The organism is Cupriavidus sp. 291-E7, assembly GCF_057798835.1.
In genome coordinates, this window is the sequence record NZ_JBYOJV010000030.1 from 1 (window position 1) to 14,787 (window position 14,787).

The following is a 14,787-nucleotide window of genomic DNA, read 5'->3' on the forward strand; positions in this document are numbered from 1 at the left end:
TAGTGTGCGACACGAAGCATGAGGCCGTTGGTTAGGCGCAATGCATGCTCGTTTCATCATTGTTCAACTGCATGCAGTCTGGTGCGGTAGTGAACCCGCCGTGCGACCGGCGGTAGCTTGGGAGCGCGTGCATCGCTGGTAACGGCGTTGTGCGAAGCCGCTCCGACAAAGTGTCCGTAAGCGCGCAGTGTCGCGAGGCACTGCGTGGAAGCTCCGAGCAGCAATGGGGCTGAGATGCGAAGCTGGCTGACATGGGCAACACATGTGAATCGCTGATAAACGTCGTTATTATTGACATGCCAAAGCTGCTGTTAGGCATGACCCAAAATGGGAAGTGGCCGGATGTTGCTCTGCTATCAAGCAACACGTCGCCGTAAGCGCCACCGGCGAAGAGGCGGGTCCTTACTCAGTCGTGTGATGAAACGGGAACGTGGTAAGCCCGTACCGTTGCCCTCGTGGCAAGCGAGCCGTGAGGCAAGCTGTTGACTGTGCGGGTATGAGAAGGCGGAAAACGCGAATGCCGCGCCGTAATCGTGTGGATAGGGGCTGCAACATCGCCTCGCGCGAAAGCGAGCAGACTTCCGCTAGGTTCTCGAGCGCAGAAACTTGGTCTGGGTTCAACGAGGGGAAGCATGGAAGAGCGCCAGCTATGGCGTCTGCACCTCTCGGCGCTTGCGCTGAGCGACGACCGTTCATCGATGCGTAGGCTCAATTGAAGTCGAGAGCCGACTGTTTATCCATAGACAGTTTTTCGAGAGCGTGAGCCGTATGCGGGGAAACTCGCACGTACGGTTCTTAGGGGAGGATGCGCCGGCGACGGCGTGTCCTTACCCGATCTTGTGCCTATCAGTAAGCCTAGTCATTACGCGGAACCCATCGAAATTCTGACCGAGCCGGAACGTCGTCGTCGGCGCACGGCTCAGGAAAAAATCGCCATCGTGCAGGAAACGCTGGCACCGGGCGCGTCGGTGTCAGCCGTGGCGCGGCGGCACGGCGTGAACCCGAACCAGGTGTTCGGCTGGTGCAAGCAATACCAGGAAGGCAGTCTGGCAGCGGTGCAAGCTGGCGAAACTGTAGTCCCGGCATCGGAGCTGGCCGCCGCCATCAAGGAAATCAAGGAACTGCAGCGCCTGCTTGGGAAAAATGGTATGGACGCCTCCTCATCGCATAATGGGGCGTCGTTCTACCAGGAGAGCGAAAATGGCACCGACAGTCGTGGGCGTAGACATTGCAAAGCGGTTCTTCCAACTGCACTGGGTAGCTGCGGATACTGGCGAAGTATTCGACCGGAAGCTCCGCCGCAGCGACTTTCTGTAGCTCTTCGCCAATCGTGAAACCTGTCTGATTGGTATGGAGGCTTGCGGAGGTTCACAGCACTGGGCTCGCCGCCTCACCGACCTTGCGCCAAGTCAAACTGATGCCGGGCAAACTGGTCAAGGCATTCGTGACGGGAAACAAGAACGACGTAGCCGACGCACGTGCAATTTGGGCGGCTGCGCGACATCCGAGTGTGAAGGCCGTCGCGGTAAAGACCGAAGCACAGCAGGCAGTTCTGGCGTTGCACTGTATGAGGCAGCAACTGGTCATATTTCGCCGCTCTCAGTCTAACTGCCTGTGGGTCAGGATTCAGTGCAAATCAACAGGCGTATGGATTTCTGATGGCCCAGCGGGCCAACATAGGTTCGGCAGAGGAAGCAAAAACCTCATTCAACGCGATGCTTGCCATTCCCGTGGATTGTACCCCTCGCGGCAGTCCAACGCGCGCAGCGCCACGTCCCTGCCTCAATTACCACCCCGCGTATTCTTCTCCGGACTCATCTCTCCGCGACGCTGTTCCGCAGTGCGCGTTCTCACCGAGAATGAACTATGTGATACAGCAAGATCGGGAGATTTTCGTGCCATCAATACTGGCGAAGATGAAGGGATAACGAAGCTACTGGGACTCGCTCCACAACCCGAGTTGCCCCAAGCTCGCGGCAAGTTGGAGCCGCGCAGTCCTCCATTTCGAGACAGCCAGCACCCGCTGCTTCTGCGCATCGGCAAGCGCCGTCTGCGCTGTCAACAATTCAGTGAAGGTGCCAACTCCCGCTTTATAACGCCCGCGCGCTATCTCGAGCGCCCGCTGCGCGTCAGCGAGCAAGTCCTTTGAGTTGTTCAGGTTTGTGCTGGTGGCCTCCAAGCGCTGATAGCCCTTCCAAACTTCGAGCGACACTTGGAGCTCCATGTGCTGCAAGTCCGCTTCCTGTGCATCAGTCTGCGCATGTGCTTGTGCGGTACGGTAACCAGATGCAAAACCATCGAAAAGTGGAATCGTTACCTGAATACCGATCATGCTGTCACGCCGGCGGCCTGGATTGCCTGTCAGCGTTTGTTGCTGATACGAGGAGTTGGCCTGGCTAAGGCTGCCCATCAGCGAGATTGTTGGTAAGTCTTGGGCACGTACCACGTCAACGTTCGCGCGAGCCGCTTCTAATGCGGCCCGGGCCGCTACCAGTTTGGGGTGCCGGACCTTTGCCTCGTCGATCAGTTGATCCACCCCTTCTATGAATGCAGCGCTATCGGTAATCGGGGTGGATACAGCGATCGTTACTGGCGTATTCGCGTCGAGCCCCATCGCAACGGCCAGCGTACCGACCGCTGTGCACACATCACCCTCCGCGCCGACTCGATCGAGTAGAGTCCGACGATAGCTGGTTTGCGCCTGCAGTTGGTCACTCAGTGTCCCTGCGCCAGCATTGTGTTTCGCTGTGGCCTCGGCCAGACTCTCCTGCGCAATGTGCTCCGACTGCCGTGCAGCCTCCGCGGACGCCTGTGTATCGCGTACTGCGTAGTAGGCTTGTGCTGCCGAGAAAAACACGGTCTGTAGCGTATCGTCCTGCGCAGCGTTGGCGGCAACAAGGAGCTGGCGCGCCTGAAGCAACGCAGCACTACGTTTGCCGAAGTCGAACAGAACCCAACTCAGGTTCAGGGCACCATGCCTGTTAGTTGACTCCTGCGTTACCGAGATCGACGGGCTCGGACTGGGGGAGTCGTCATAGGATGTCCGCGACTTGCCCCGCTCGTAGCCACCCATTGCACTTAGGGTGGGTAAATAGGCGGACTCGCCAATACCGACCGCAGCCGCCTGTGCACGCGCATTTGCCCATGCCTGCCGCGCCTTGGGACTCGCACATACCGCTTGCAAGATAGCGTCTTCCAACTCAAGCGGACGATCTTTTATCCCCACCATGCACGGCGCGTCGATCAACATTGGCGTACTGGGCGTGCTAGAGACAAGGGGACGCGTGCGGAAAACGTCAAGCGCCTGTGCGCTAGCATGCGACATGCCAATCAGTGCAGCAGAGCCGATTGCGATGAGACGAATACAGATCGTTAGCGTCAGCATTATTGCGCGGCGTGCTTGGCAACGTTCGCCTCGAGCGACAATGCTGGTAGCACGATCCTGCCGTCACTTAGCTCGATCACGCGCGAAGCAGACGCGATCGTTTCCGGCCGATGTGCGACGATGAGCCTCGTCATCTGCAGCGCGCCGACGGCAGCGTTCACCTTCTGTTCGCGCTGCACGTCAAGATGGCTTGTCGCCTCGTCAAGCACCAAGATTTTCGGCCGCTTATAAAGCGCCCGCGCGAGCAGAACCCGCTGTTTTTGGCCACCGGACAGGACCGTGCCCATGTCACCTACCAGCGTGTTGTAGCCCATCGGCATGGCAACGATGTCTGCATGAATCGCCGCAAGCTGCGCGCATTCGGCGACCCAGTGAAAGTCGGCCTGGGGATCGAAGAAGCTGATGTTGTCGGCTATCGATCCGGCAAACAGCACATCGTCCTGCAGCACGGTGCCGACCAGCGCGCGGAGCCGCTCAACCCCGAGCCGGCCGATGTCCACGCCACCGATCCTGATTATGCCGCTTGTCGGGGCAAGCACACCGAGCAGCACGTTGATGAGCGTCGTCTTGCCACAGCCAGACGGGCCGACAATCGCAACCGACTCCCCGGGCTCGATCTTGAGTGATACACCGTCTAGCACAAGTGGCTCGCCATCTGCGTAGCGGAACGCAAGCTGCTCGGTTTCGATGCTGGCGGCAAAGTGTTCACCCTCACCCGGCACGTTTCGCAGGCTGGATTCGGGCTCCGGTTGGGTGAGCACGATGTCAGCCAAACGCTCCCCCTGAAGTTGCAGCATCTTGACCTCGAAGAACTTGTCGATCAGGCTGCCGACCCGGCTATCGAACTGACCCTTATAGGCGTTGAACGCCATGAGCACACCCACCGTGAACTGACCGTCCATCACGAGACGTGCACCGAACCAGATGATCAGCAGCCCTTCGATCCCGAACAACAGTCCGTTCAATTGCTGGTACAGCAGCAAGAGTTTCTGCGCGTGCAGGCTGGAATTGACCTGCTTGACCAGCAACGTGAGCCAGGCCGAACGGCGTTCGGCCTGGCGGTTGAATAGTTTGATTGTCTTGACGCCGCGCACAGTTTCGAGGAAGTGGCTCTGCTGTCTGGCTGCGTGAACGATTTGCTCCTCGGTTGCATACCTTAACGGCAGATACCAGAGCACACGCAGCACTGTGTAGAGCAGCATCGATCCCTGCGCGATCAGGCTAAGCCTCCAACTGTAGATGAACATCATCACAACAGTGACAATCGTCATTAAGCCGTCGATCACCGCGCTCAAAAAGGACGTGGTCAGCGTTTGTTGAATGGTGTCTACGGTACCAAAGCGCGAGACGACATCGCCGAGATGACGTCGCTCGAAATACTGCATTGGCAGGCTCAGTAGATGCGTAAACACGTTGGAGCGCCACTGGATATTGAGCGTCGTGCCGAAGTACATCAGCGCCCACGCACGGATTGCACTGGTCGCCTGCTGCATCAGCAGTAATAGGCCGAAGCCGAGCGCAAGCACCGTCAACAGGTCACGGTCAGTGCTGACGATCACCTCGTCAATTACCCATTGCAGGAAGAACGGCGACGCCAGCATGAATACCTCTAGCGCGAGGGCCAGTAGCAGAATCTGAGCCAGCGAGCGCGACAACCCTGACACCGGTCCAAGTAGTCTGCGCAACTTAACGGCAGGCGCCGCCTCCCGCGACTTGAAACCGTGAGCGGGCCACAGCTCCAGCGCAACGCCGGTGAATGCGCGAGCCACTTCGTCGAGCGACAGCTTGCAAACGCCTTGCGCCGGATCATGAATCGTCACGGTCTTGCCGCTGACCCGGCGAAGCACGACGAAGTGATTGAAGTTCCAGTGCAGGAGACACGGCGTGCGCAATTTAGAAAGGCTATCGAGCTCCAGCTTGAGCGCTCGAGAGCCGAGGCCCAGGCGCTGTGCGACCTCGATCACACGGCCGAGACCCATGCCCTTTAGCGACACCGGGAACTGCCCACGTAGCGCCGCCAAACTTACGTGATGGCCGTGATAGCCTGCGACCATTGCGAGACTGGCGAGGCCACATTCCGCAGCTTCGGTCTGCAGGATCATGGGGAGCTCGCTACCGATACCGAATGAGAGGCGATTCAGTAGATGCATGGATAGGCAGCGCGTCAGAGTTTGCCAGTCAGGCTGAAAAGAGGTTCGAGCACCCACTCATAAAGTCGGCGGCGCTCTTGCAGAATATCGGCCTGCAACACCATCCCGGCTTGCAGCGGTTGTGACCGTCCGTAGGCGGTTACGTTCTGCGATTGCAGCGCGACGGTGATTCGGTAGAACGCGCCGTTGTTCCCGATCGTGCCGCTGCTGTCCGCGAGCTCCGCAGGGGACAGTGCAGCGCGGGCAATTGACACAACATTCGCTGCGTACTGGCCGAACTTCTGGTACGGATAGGATCGGTAACGTATCAGTACGGAATTACCGACGTTAACGAAACCGACTGCGGCACTTGGCACGAACAAGTACGCCTGCCAGTGCGCATTGATGGGCACAATACTGGCGAGCGGATGCGTAATGTCAACCATCTGGCCCGGCTCAGCGATCACGGCCGTTGCCGTGCCGCTTTCCGATGCGGTGATTATGAGTTCTCGCCTCGCTTCGCTCTCAATTAAGCTCTGATCGACTTCGATCACGCTGCGACTGATTTGCGACAACAGGTTTTCGTGCTTGAGCGAGAGCGCGGCGAGATCATTGACAGCTTCTGTCAATTGCTGCGCAGTACTAGCACGTTCGCGTTGCAGGATGTTGAGCTTCGTGCGCTGATCGAGCAAATCGGCTTGACGCTGCTGGGCCTGATCTGTAGAGACGTAGTCCCTGGCAAGGAGCCCTGCGTAGCGTGTCGACGCATCTGCTGCGAGCGACGTCCGGATACGCTGTGCGGCGACCTGGTCGTCAATGCCGGCTAGCTGAGTACGCAGGCTTGAGATCCTCGCCTGCAGCGTATCGTGCTCGTTGTCCTGCAATCGCCGCGTCTTGTCGATTTCTTGCTGTAACAATGCCTTGCGTTGGCGAGTCTGATTGATAAGGGCAGCCTGTGTGTTCCCCGTAGCCGCGCTCTGCAGGTCAGTCGAGATGGTATAGAGCACTTGTCCGCGAGTCACGTGTTGGCCCTCGGTGACGCGCTTCTCCAGTACGATGCCAGACTGCTTCGCGTAGAGCTTCACCAGCCCAGTGTCCGGCGTTACAACTCCTTCGACCGTTGTTCTACGCGTATAGCTACCGAAAATGAAAAACATGATCACGATGACTGCCATCGCAGTAGCAGCAATTGTTAGCAGAGCGAACGACACGGGGCGAACAAGCACGATCTCGCCCAGCACTCCAGGCCGCTGAGCATCTTGTGCCGCCTCGCGAAACAGGGGAAGTGATGGCATTTTGATTGCCGAGCCCTTGTCGGCGGGAGAAAATTTGGGGCAGGAATTTTCACACTGAGTGTCGGTTGTGTCTGTGTGAGATAGACAATTTCTTACGCCTTATGAGCGGGAACTTCGTCGATCTAAAGCGAGCGCCAAAATAGTGACTTTTGGCGTTATCGATACGGCGAAATACCCCGCCAAGCCACGAATTTAAGTCACATTGAGGAAAAATTTAGCAGCGCACTACTTAAAACTATGCTGCACGATAATTTCTCAAAAAATCAACCATGTAAAATGCGAATCAAAATCATGGATCGCAATATTTATATATATTTAATTAGCACGGCTCATGTAGAGTCTTGCCATCGGGGCTAACCCAAGCATTTGGGTTGTTTTTCAGCACGTCCTCCACGTGTTTTTTCCAACGCGCATCGTCTTCAGATTGTTTTTCAAGATAATCGGCAACCTTGTTTGCAGCCCAACCAACAGGAGTTTGCTTCCAAACTTTATTAACCAAACTCAATGCATCATCAAAAATATTTCCGCCGGACACTTGCCTAACTTCGTTTGCGCTAAGTTCTTGCATTTTTATCCTCATGAAATTAGTTTCGAACTTTTCTCCCCTATCAAAGCCGCTCTCGAGGCGGCCTCAGCAAAGTTCTCTAAGCAGCTTTGAAAGTTTGGAAGAATGCTGGATAGTAAAAGAAAAAGTACCCTTGTGACCAGTTTCAACTCCCCCAGTGTGGTCCATACTTCACGAGCCAATTATTCCGGAAAGTTCTTGTGGACATGCGAGATTGCACTGGCCCCTTGCCGGAGGTGGGCTGTATCAGTCGGCAGGAGCAAGGCGCGCACGGGCATCGATCACGGCGAAACACAAGCAAGGGCCGGCACTGTGAGCGCGCTCGATGCAGCGGGGCATGTGATGATCCAGTGAAAGCCTGCTCACGTCACAATAGGGGAAATGGCGATGAGCACGAGGCTGGACCTGAAGGGCGGCGCGAGCGGCAGATCAAGGACCAGCAGGAAGCGTACGGCTATTCAGCACGCACCATATATCCGTGCGCTACAAAATCCTGAGCGACGGAGCTGATATTCGCAAGCTGTCACCCGGTGCGCGCGGGATCGTACTTCCCCTGTTGTATCCTGCCCTCGACGAAGCGGATGGCCGTCCTCTAATCATCGACCAGCAAGAGGAAAACGTGAACCCTAAGTCCGTCAACGACGAGCTGGTGCCTCTATTCATGCAAGCTTGATCGAAGCGGCAAGCGATCATAGTCACCGACAACGCGAATCTGGTCATCAATACTGATGCGGACCAGATCATCGTCGCGGAAGCGAGCCCGAAGGCTGGCTCCGGCCTTCCGACATCTACGCTGCGGTTTCAAGTGCGAAATGCAATACCCCGCAGGTTATTGAATAGGAAGCTGGTCGATGGGATTGGCTCTGAACCTGAGCGAGGACTTGTAGCGGGGAGTGCCAGTTGAGGGCTTTGCCCGGCGGTCGTTGAGACTGTCGGCGATGGCGTCAAGCTGCTCCTACGAGTAGACGGACAGATCGGCGCAGCAGACCATTAGTGTTCTCGCAGGTGCCGCGCTGCCAAGGGCTATGCAGGTCGCAGAAGCAAACGTGCACGCAAGTGGCGGCGCTCAGTTCGGCGTACCGAGCCATCTCTCGGCCCTGGTCGTAGGTCAGGGTCTGGCGCAGCGGCCCCACCAGGGATTACAGCTTCGTGGTGAAGCTCGCCAGAGCCGACGCAGCGGTGGCGTCTGGCATCTTCACCAGCAGCACGGCGCGGCTCATACGCTCGACCAGCACGCCTACGGCCGATTGGTTGTCCGCTCTCTTGATGAGGTGGCCTTCCCAGTGTCCGGGTATGAGCCGGTAGTTGACCTCGGGCGGGCGCACGTGAACCCTGATCATATCGGGAATCTGGCCGCGCCAGTCATGCGTGAGCGCGGCAGGCGTTTGGCCCGGGACTGTCGCAGGCAGGCGATGAGCTGGCGGCGCAGTTCACCTCGCGGATAAGTATAGATAGCGTTGTAGATAGTCTCGTGGGACACGTTGCGGTCGGGCTCGTCAGGAAAGGTGCGCTTGAGCGTAGCGGAGATCTCCTGGGGTGACCACTTCTGGTCGAGGGATTGGCGCCCCACGCCCCTCGGTACGCCATCAGGAGCAAGCTTGGCAGCAGGGCAGTTGCCCTTGAGGCGTAGCGTACGGCGTGCTTGTGCACTCATCGCGTCATAACCGTCACGGGCGGAGGCATTGCAGCGAAGCTCACGCACCAATGTTGAAGGCGCGCGGCCGAGCCTGCGAGCCATGACTCGCAGGCTGACATCTTCTGCCTTCCAGATCTCGACGCGCATGCATTCTTCGGGTTGTAGTTGCTGGTACTTCGTGCTTGTCATTCACCACACCTTACGGTATGGCAAGGTGTTGCACTTCAGATTTGAGGCTCCCCCGCTTGCTGTGGGCATGCTCTCGTCTTGTGAGAAATAGAGAGTAAATATTGAAATATTATGCATTGCATTCCAATGCATAATATAACAAGAAGTGTAAGGACTAAATTCTCTAATTGTTGGATTCAATCTCGCTTGAATGGGAGGGGTCATGTTTCCGTATCGTGTGCTCGGTGGATTGCTAGTTGCTGGGTTTTTAACTGCTTGTGGTGGTGGTGGTGAAGATTCGCAATCACGGCAAACCTCGGTTTTACCTATCGATGCTGTTGTAAAAGGGCCGTCGACTCCGTCGACCCCTGTCACCCTCCCAACGCAGCCATCAACGGTTGGCAATGCTCGGCCCGGTGCGCCAAAGCCGAATAACGGTGTGAATCTGCCTCCGGTATCTTCCGAAAAACTCGAGGGTATATTTGATTGGTATTGGGTCGGAAATGGCTTTCGATGGCCCGGCCAAACTTCACTTGATTACAAAATTGGGGTCTTGGACGAGGACGCCGGGATAGTTTATACCGATGAGAGTGGAAGCGGATGGTTCTCGGTCAATTGGGATCAGCGCCTACCCGCGGAGATTGATGGAAAGCTGGGTCATATTGCGGTTGATACGTCACGATTGGGGGACAAGAGCACTCTTGCGCAGGATAATGTAGTTTTGGGTGGCGGTAGTGGGCTCGCACTGTGTTCCGGAGGATATTTTCAAGGAATCGGATTCCTCGAGGTTGGGGGGACTGTGCGGGCAGTTCAGATCGGAAGTGCGGACGAGCTAAAAACTGCACTTGGCGGCAGCAATGGTCAGTTAAGAGGGCTGAAGTCTGTGACAGGATGCGACATTTCCCAGGCTACTAGCGACTTGTTGGTCGACCCGAGTGTCATATTTAGCGTAGATGCACTTGGTCTTTGGCAAACGACGTCAACCGGTGCAAAGTCGATATCGATTGATACTCGGAATTTGAACGGTGCTCTGGCGGGCGAGAAGGTAACCGTCGTCGCGGACGATAGCACTGAATATCTCATGTCGGCATACAAAGTTGGTGCAGATGTCTTTATTGTGGTGCATACATCGTCCGCTGGTGGGGAGAAAGCCTTCGTGTTGACGACAGCCTCGAGCTAGCGAGGCGCCGCCGTGTTTGCCGGCGGCTATGAAGTCCTGGCAGACACGCCCTTTTCACGAAGGGCACTTGAATAGGCGGAACCTACGCGGGCCGATTGTGGCTGCAGTTAGCGATTTCGGTGAGACGGCAGTGCGGTGGGGCACGGTGGCATTAGATTTCATGGTGGCGTGTTATGCCCCTAAATTCCACGAGCCACGTGAGTCGATGAAGCAGATCGCGCCTGGACCTGAGCGATCGGCGCACGCGTGGGCGCGTGTTTCTCAACGAAATGAAGCGCGCGGACCCTTGGCACGATTCTCTGGAACTGACTCTGCCGCACGCGCCGGTCAAAGCAACGGGCCGTCGGCCGCTTCCAATCGTAGCGATGCAGTGCACCTATGTTTGGCCTGAGCGACGTGGCAATGGAAGAAGCGCTCTACGGCACACCGCCGACCGAGGATTTGCAGGACTGGGCCGATTGCGGGTCCGCGTCAGCATCCTGCGCTTTCGCGATCTTCGGAAACGGCGTAAGCGGTGTGCCCGCGCCGTTTTGACGTTCGCCCGAGAGGTTATGTGTGAGGGGCAGGCTGATCAGAAACCGCACATGGCGTGAGTTCATCGGTGGTCAGCGATGCGTTCCAGTGCGTAGCGTAGGTTGGCTTCGGGATCGACGCTATTGAGCGTGGACGTTCGCCTGCCATCTGTATGATGCGTAGAGGATCGCCCGACTCGTATCGAATTTCGTGAAGAGTGTCTCCAGCGTCGCCGCCAGCTACGCGCGGAGTTGTTCAAGCAGTGGTCCGCATGCTCTTGCCGGTAGGACCGAGGCTCGTCAGGCGGCTGCCGCAGATCTTCTCCTCGATTCCTTACGACTCCTCGATACTCAGCAGGGCCTCGGTGTTCGGCGTGTTGTCGAGACGCGCGACGAGACGCAAGCCTCGATGCGAGGTGGCACGTTGCGATGCGATCGGGAAAAGTGCCGAGCGGTGGACAAGAATGGCCCGCTAGGAAGGCTGACCGACGAACCCGAACGGATCAAGGCGCAAATTCGCGCCAAGCTGGAACAGCCGCTTCGGGTGACAAAAACGTCAGTTCAGAAAGATGCCCTATCGAGGGTTGATGACGAACATGCGGCAACTGCGCTTCCTGTTTGCCTGAGCATGCTTTGGATGATCCAACATCAAGTGCACTCCGGCGCTAAAGGCTAACTACGGCCGCTCCCCGGCCGTAAATGTGGCCCATGCCGCCCCCGTTTATGACGATCCGGGCTGCTTTCCAACGTTACTAAGCATCGAACGCAGTCCAAGAGTTCGCCGAATCCAAGAAATTCCTTGTCGCGCGCTTAGGCGGAGATCGTCAATATTTCGGCGGTCAATTTGTAGATATAGGTGTTTTGTGAAAATTAATAATCTCTCTAAGGTACTGGTGATGTCAATCGCTGGTGTCGTTGTGGCGGCCCCGTGCTGGGCGGCCGATGCGGCGGAACAGATGGGGGTGGCGCGGGCTGAATGGCAAGAGCGCATGTCAAGTCAGGGACGGTTCAACGCGGAGCCAGACGTACTGCCACTGGTGCACTCTACCAATAACCACCCAGAAGTTAGCGAGGTTTTTCCTCTGCCATCAACTGTGAGTCGCAAGGAATTTAACGCGAAACTGATGGCGCTTGCGGATTCGAATAAGGCGGACATTGCTGAGGCGACGCGGCGGTATGAGAGCGCTCCAGCAGGGGAGGCAAAAGATCGCGCATTGGCGGCGATGCAGGCGATGATAACGGCACGTGACAGGTCCATTGCACAATATCAGGCGGATATCTCAGCGTTGGTGAATGCGGAGAAGAGGTCTAAGACTCAGACAAGAGAATTGGGCGCTCAGTGGGAGCTTGCCAATCAAGCAGAGGTGCGGGAGCTTGCCAATCAAGCAAAGGTGCGGGAGCTTGCCAAGCAGGCACAACGCAAGGCTGAGACTCAGGCAAGAGAGTTGGACGGCCAGTGGGAGCGTGCTAAGCGTGCAGAGAATGAGCAGCGCAGAGCTGAGACTCAGGTAAGGGAATTGGGTGGTCAGTGGGAGCTGGCCAAGCAAGCAGAAGGCAAGGCTGAGACTCAGGCAAGAGAGTTGGACGGTCAGTGGGAGCGTTCCAAACGTGCAGAGAATGAGCAGCGCATGGCTGAGACGCAGGTAAGGGAATTGGGTGGTCAGTGGGAGCAGGCCAAGCAAGCAGAAACTTTGGAGCGGGTTAGTGATCCGCAGCGCTTGGCAATATACGTAGCACAGCAACAGGCTGAGCAAGATCGCATTAAGGTCGGTCTCCAGGTCGTTGCGAGAGGGGCCCAAATCGAATCCATGTCGCGCGATGCTCAGTACGGCCAGATTCAGAAGCAATTCAATGCCCTGGGCGGGGTACACGTCAATGGCGCGAATAGTGTGGCCGATGGAGTGGAGTCGGTTGCAATCGGTGGTGGGGCTCGTGCGTCGGCTGCCGGTGCGATTGCCCTAGGCCGTGGGGCGAAAGCGACAGGCAAGAATGCTACTGCCTTAGGTGCTGGATCATTAGCGGAGCGGGATAACACAGTGTCCGTCGGAGCGGCAGGTGCTGAGCGTCAAATAGCAAACGTTGCAGGTGGTACCGCGGCAACCGATGCTGTAAACGTCCAGCAGATGAACCACCGCGCTGCGGATGCTATCGCTGCAGCTAACGCATATGCCGATGTCCGAGCTGCGGATGCCGTTGCTGCGGCAAACACATATGCTGATTCGCGGGTGCGGAAGGTGGAGCAGGAGATATCTCATGTTGAGCGCAAGGCGAATGCAGGCACTGCCGCTGCCATGGCGATGGCCGGACTCCCGCAAGCGTACACGCCAGGCAAGGGAATGGTGGCTGCGGCTGGTAGTACCTATCGTGGTGCCACGGCCTTTGCGGTCGGCGCTTCGATGATCACCGAAGGTGGCCATTGGCTCGTGAAAACAAATGCATCGGTCGGTAGTTACGGTGATGTTGGAGCGTCGCTTGGTGCTGGCTACCAGTGGTAAAGAATCCTTCAAAATCTCGGGCACAGCATGCAATGGGCGGGGTCAGGCCTCTGTTGAGGCCGCGAGCTGTGCGGCTCGTTGTTAGTCGCTGCCTAGCCTCTTTCAAGATATCTGGCCCCCTTCTTAGCAACTGGTTCCTGCACAGATAGGTGGCGACTCTGCGCAATTCAGCGCTCGCACTGCACGTCTTGCTAGGCGCAAACCAATAAAGGGTTGAGTCTTCGAGTCCAGTTCGGTGAAGAGGCGGCAGGGAGCGAGTTCCATCTGTGCCGGAGTAGAACGCTCGCTCCAGTACCGATACGCCGATAGTCTGCCCCGGACGTACGATGGGGAAACCACTAACTAAATGGTGCGAGCAAGCTTGCTATGTAATTGGCACGCAGATCAACACCATCACGCAGTAGAAACAAGAATAATCCTGCTTCCTGCGTGGCGCCTTGGCTTGATGATCATAATCATCTTCCTTGGGGCAAGATAATTCCTTCGGGAGTAGGGATTTAAATTCCCTATTTGGTTTGTTAACAAAATCACAATGGATGTTTAAACGTATGCGGAAATTTCTCCTTGCAATATTCGCGAGTAGCATATCTATGGCCCTTTTCGTGCCTGTCGCTCAAGCTACGTCAGCGCGTGACGCTAACGAATATGGATTCTTGAAAGTCGTGGCAAAGAAAGCGCACTCGAAACCGAAGCACTCTGGTTCGAAGCACATGAAGCGAAAGAGCCGGACGTAATCGAGCGTTGAGGAGGGGGCTGCTCTTGTGACCCTCTCTGTCCGTTCTTCAGGAAATCAGGCGGCACCCTGAAGGTATCTCAACCCAATTTTTTGGAGGATTTCAAAAAATTTCTTGAAAATTTCAGAAGCGCTCCTCAGGTTTCTAGCCAAATATAAACAATATTCCAGTTATTGCGTGGGGTTCGTATGTCACATCGCGAGGCGTGGTGTGCTTTCTTCTTATGTGTATCTGTTTATTCAAACGCATTAGCCAACGAGAGTTGCCCGGCGATAATCGACATCTATAAAACCGATGCCGTATATCGAGCCCGCGCAAAGGGTGCTGGAGAGTGGCTGGGTGTTGCTCCGATAGGATTCGGCGGCATTGTGCGTCGATTTGGCTCGGCGACTGTATACCCTATCCTGGAGCGTGATAAAAGCTTCGGGGTACTTACAAAATGTTCGTACGAACTAGCCAAAGGGACTCTCCATTTGGAATATCGACCGCGTGATGGTGCGGAGCTAATGGTAGCAATAAGTGACTGGAATAGATGGCGTCAAATGGATGGACCTCTTGGGACTATTTATTATGAGTGCTCGGGAAAGGATCCAGTTGCATGCAAATTTGAAGTATTTCGGTAGGTGAGCGTTCAGTGTCTGCCGAGTGCTTGGGACCATGCTGCCGCCTCGGCTTGCGCGCCGCGTTA

General features: G+C 56.5%; 8 protein-coding genes and 4 pseudogenes. 7 read left to right on the forward strand and 5 right to left on the reverse strand.

The window, feature by feature from the left end; translation table 11 throughout:
- Window positions 1-875: 875 nt before the first annotated feature.
- Together AC3FLX_RS30790 and AC3FLX_RS30795 are read left to right on the forward strand one after the other, a co-directional pair.
- Window positions 876-1,154: pseudogene (locus tag AC3FLX_RS30790) on the forward strand (transposase); the annotation flags it as partial.
- Window positions 1,155-1,200: 46 nt separating this feature from the next.
- A pseudogene (locus AC3FLX_RS30795) lies at window positions 1,201-1,615 on the forward strand (IS110 family transposase); the annotation flags it as partial.
- Window positions 1,616-1,933: 318 nt separating this feature from the next.
- On the opposite strand, the gene AC3FLX_RS30800 reads toward AC3FLX_RS30795, so the two are convergent.
- The 4 genes from AC3FLX_RS30800 to AC3FLX_RS30815 all read right to left on the reverse strand — a co-directional run bounded on the left by AC3FLX_RS30800 (window position 1,934) and on the right by AC3FLX_RS30815 (window position 7,377).
- Window positions 1,934-3,385 (reverse strand): TolC family protein, encoded by a 1,452-nt coding sequence (locus AC3FLX_RS30800; RefSeq protein ID WP_488701116.1) that lies wholly within the window; start codon window positions 3,383-3,385, stop codon window positions 1,934-1,936.
- Window positions 3,385-5,535, reverse strand: a complete 2,151-nt coding sequence (locus AC3FLX_RS30805) for a peptidase domain-containing ABC transporter (protein WP_488701117.1) — start codon at window positions 5,533-5,535, stop codon at window positions 3,385-3,387. Before AC3FLX_RS30805 ends, AC3FLX_RS30800 begins: the two co-directional genes overlap by 1 nt.
- A gap of 14 nt (window positions 5,536-5,549) precedes the next feature.
- Entirely contained in the window at window positions 5,550-6,809 is a 1,260-nt protein-coding gene (locus AC3FLX_RS30810) for an HlyD family secretion protein (RefSeq protein ID WP_488701118.1), read from the reverse strand.
- Window positions 6,810-7,128: 319 nt separating this feature from the next.
- Window positions 7,129-7,377, reverse strand: a complete 249-nt coding sequence (locus AC3FLX_RS30815) for a hypothetical protein (RefSeq protein WP_488701119.1) — start codon at window positions 7,375-7,377, stop codon at window positions 7,129-7,131.
- 451 nt (window positions 7,378-7,828) lie between these two features.
- On the opposite strand from AC3FLX_RS30815, the pseudogene AC3FLX_RS30820 reads away from it, so the two are divergent.
- Window positions 7,829-8,161: pseudogene (locus AC3FLX_RS30820) on the forward strand (TrlF family ATPase); the annotation flags it as partial.
- A gap of 1 nt (window position 8,162) precedes the next feature.
- Here AC3FLX_RS30820 and AC3FLX_RS30825 read toward each other — a convergent pair.
- Window positions 8,163-9,199, reverse strand: a pseudogene (locus AC3FLX_RS30825) (IS30 family transposase).
- 202 nt (window positions 9,200-9,401) lie between these two features.
- Between AC3FLX_RS30825 and AC3FLX_RS30830 the strand changes: the two are divergent.
- The 4 genes from AC3FLX_RS30830 to AC3FLX_RS30845 all read left to right on the forward strand — a co-directional run bounded on the left by AC3FLX_RS30830 (window position 9,402) and on the right by AC3FLX_RS30845 (window position 14,722).
- Entirely contained in the window at window positions 9,402-10,358 is a 957-nt protein-coding gene (locus AC3FLX_RS30830) for a hypothetical protein (RefSeq protein ID WP_488701120.1), read from the forward strand.
- 378 nt (window positions 10,359-10,736) lie between these two features.
- Window positions 10,737-10,892, forward strand: coding sequence for a hypothetical protein (locus AC3FLX_RS30835; RefSeq protein ID WP_488701121.1), 156 nt, complete (start codon window positions 10,737-10,739; stop codon window positions 10,890-10,892).
- A gap of 874 nt (window positions 10,893-11,766) precedes the next feature.
- Complete coding sequence (locus tag AC3FLX_RS30840) at window positions 11,767-13,365, forward strand: YadA family autotransporter adhesin (RefSeq protein ID WP_488701122.1); 1,599 nt, start codon at window positions 11,767-11,769, stop codon at window positions 13,363-13,365.
- Between the two features lie 922 nt (window positions 13,366-14,287).
- Window positions 14,288-14,722 (forward strand): DUF3757 domain-containing protein, encoded by a 435-nt coding sequence (locus AC3FLX_RS30845; RefSeq protein ID WP_488701123.1) that lies wholly within the window; start codon window positions 14,288-14,290, stop codon window positions 14,720-14,722.
- Window positions 14,723-14,787: the final 65 nt, after the last annotated feature.

What these genes read in the sequence shown, in the direction of transcription:
- AC3FLX_RS30800 (WP_488701116.1), bottom strand. Translation starts at nt 3,385, where the DNA reads ATGCTGACGCTAACGATCTGTATTCGTCTCATCGCAATCGGCTCTGCT.
- AC3FLX_RS30805 (WP_488701117.1), bottom strand. Translation starts at nt 5,535, where the DNA reads ATGCATCTACTGAATCGCCTCTCATTCGGTATCGGTAGCGAGCTCCCC.
- AC3FLX_RS30810 (WP_488701118.1), bottom strand. Translation starts at nt 6,809, where the DNA reads ATGCCATCACTTCCCCTGTTTCGCGAGGCGGCACAAGATGCTCAGCGG.
- AC3FLX_RS30815 (WP_488701119.1), bottom strand. Translation starts at nt 7,377, where the DNA reads ATGCAAGAACTTAGCGCAAACGAAGTTAGGCAAGTGTCCGGCGGAAAT.
- AC3FLX_RS30830 (WP_488701120.1), top strand. Translation starts at nt 9,402, where the DNA reads ATGTTTCCGTATCGTGTGCTCGGTGGATTGCTAGTTGCTGGGTTTTTA.
- AC3FLX_RS30835 (WP_488701121.1), top strand. Translation starts at nt 10,737, where the DNA reads ATGTTTGGCCTGAGCGACGTGGCAATGGAAGAAGCGCTCTACGGCACA.
- AC3FLX_RS30840 (WP_488701122.1), top strand. Translation starts at nt 11,767, where the DNA reads ATGTCAATCGCTGGTGTCGTTGTGGCGGCCCCGTGCTGGGCGGCCGAT.
- AC3FLX_RS30845 (WP_488701123.1), top strand. Translation starts at nt 14,288, where the DNA reads ATGTCACATCGCGAGGCGTGGTGTGCTTTCTTCTTATGTGTATCTGTT.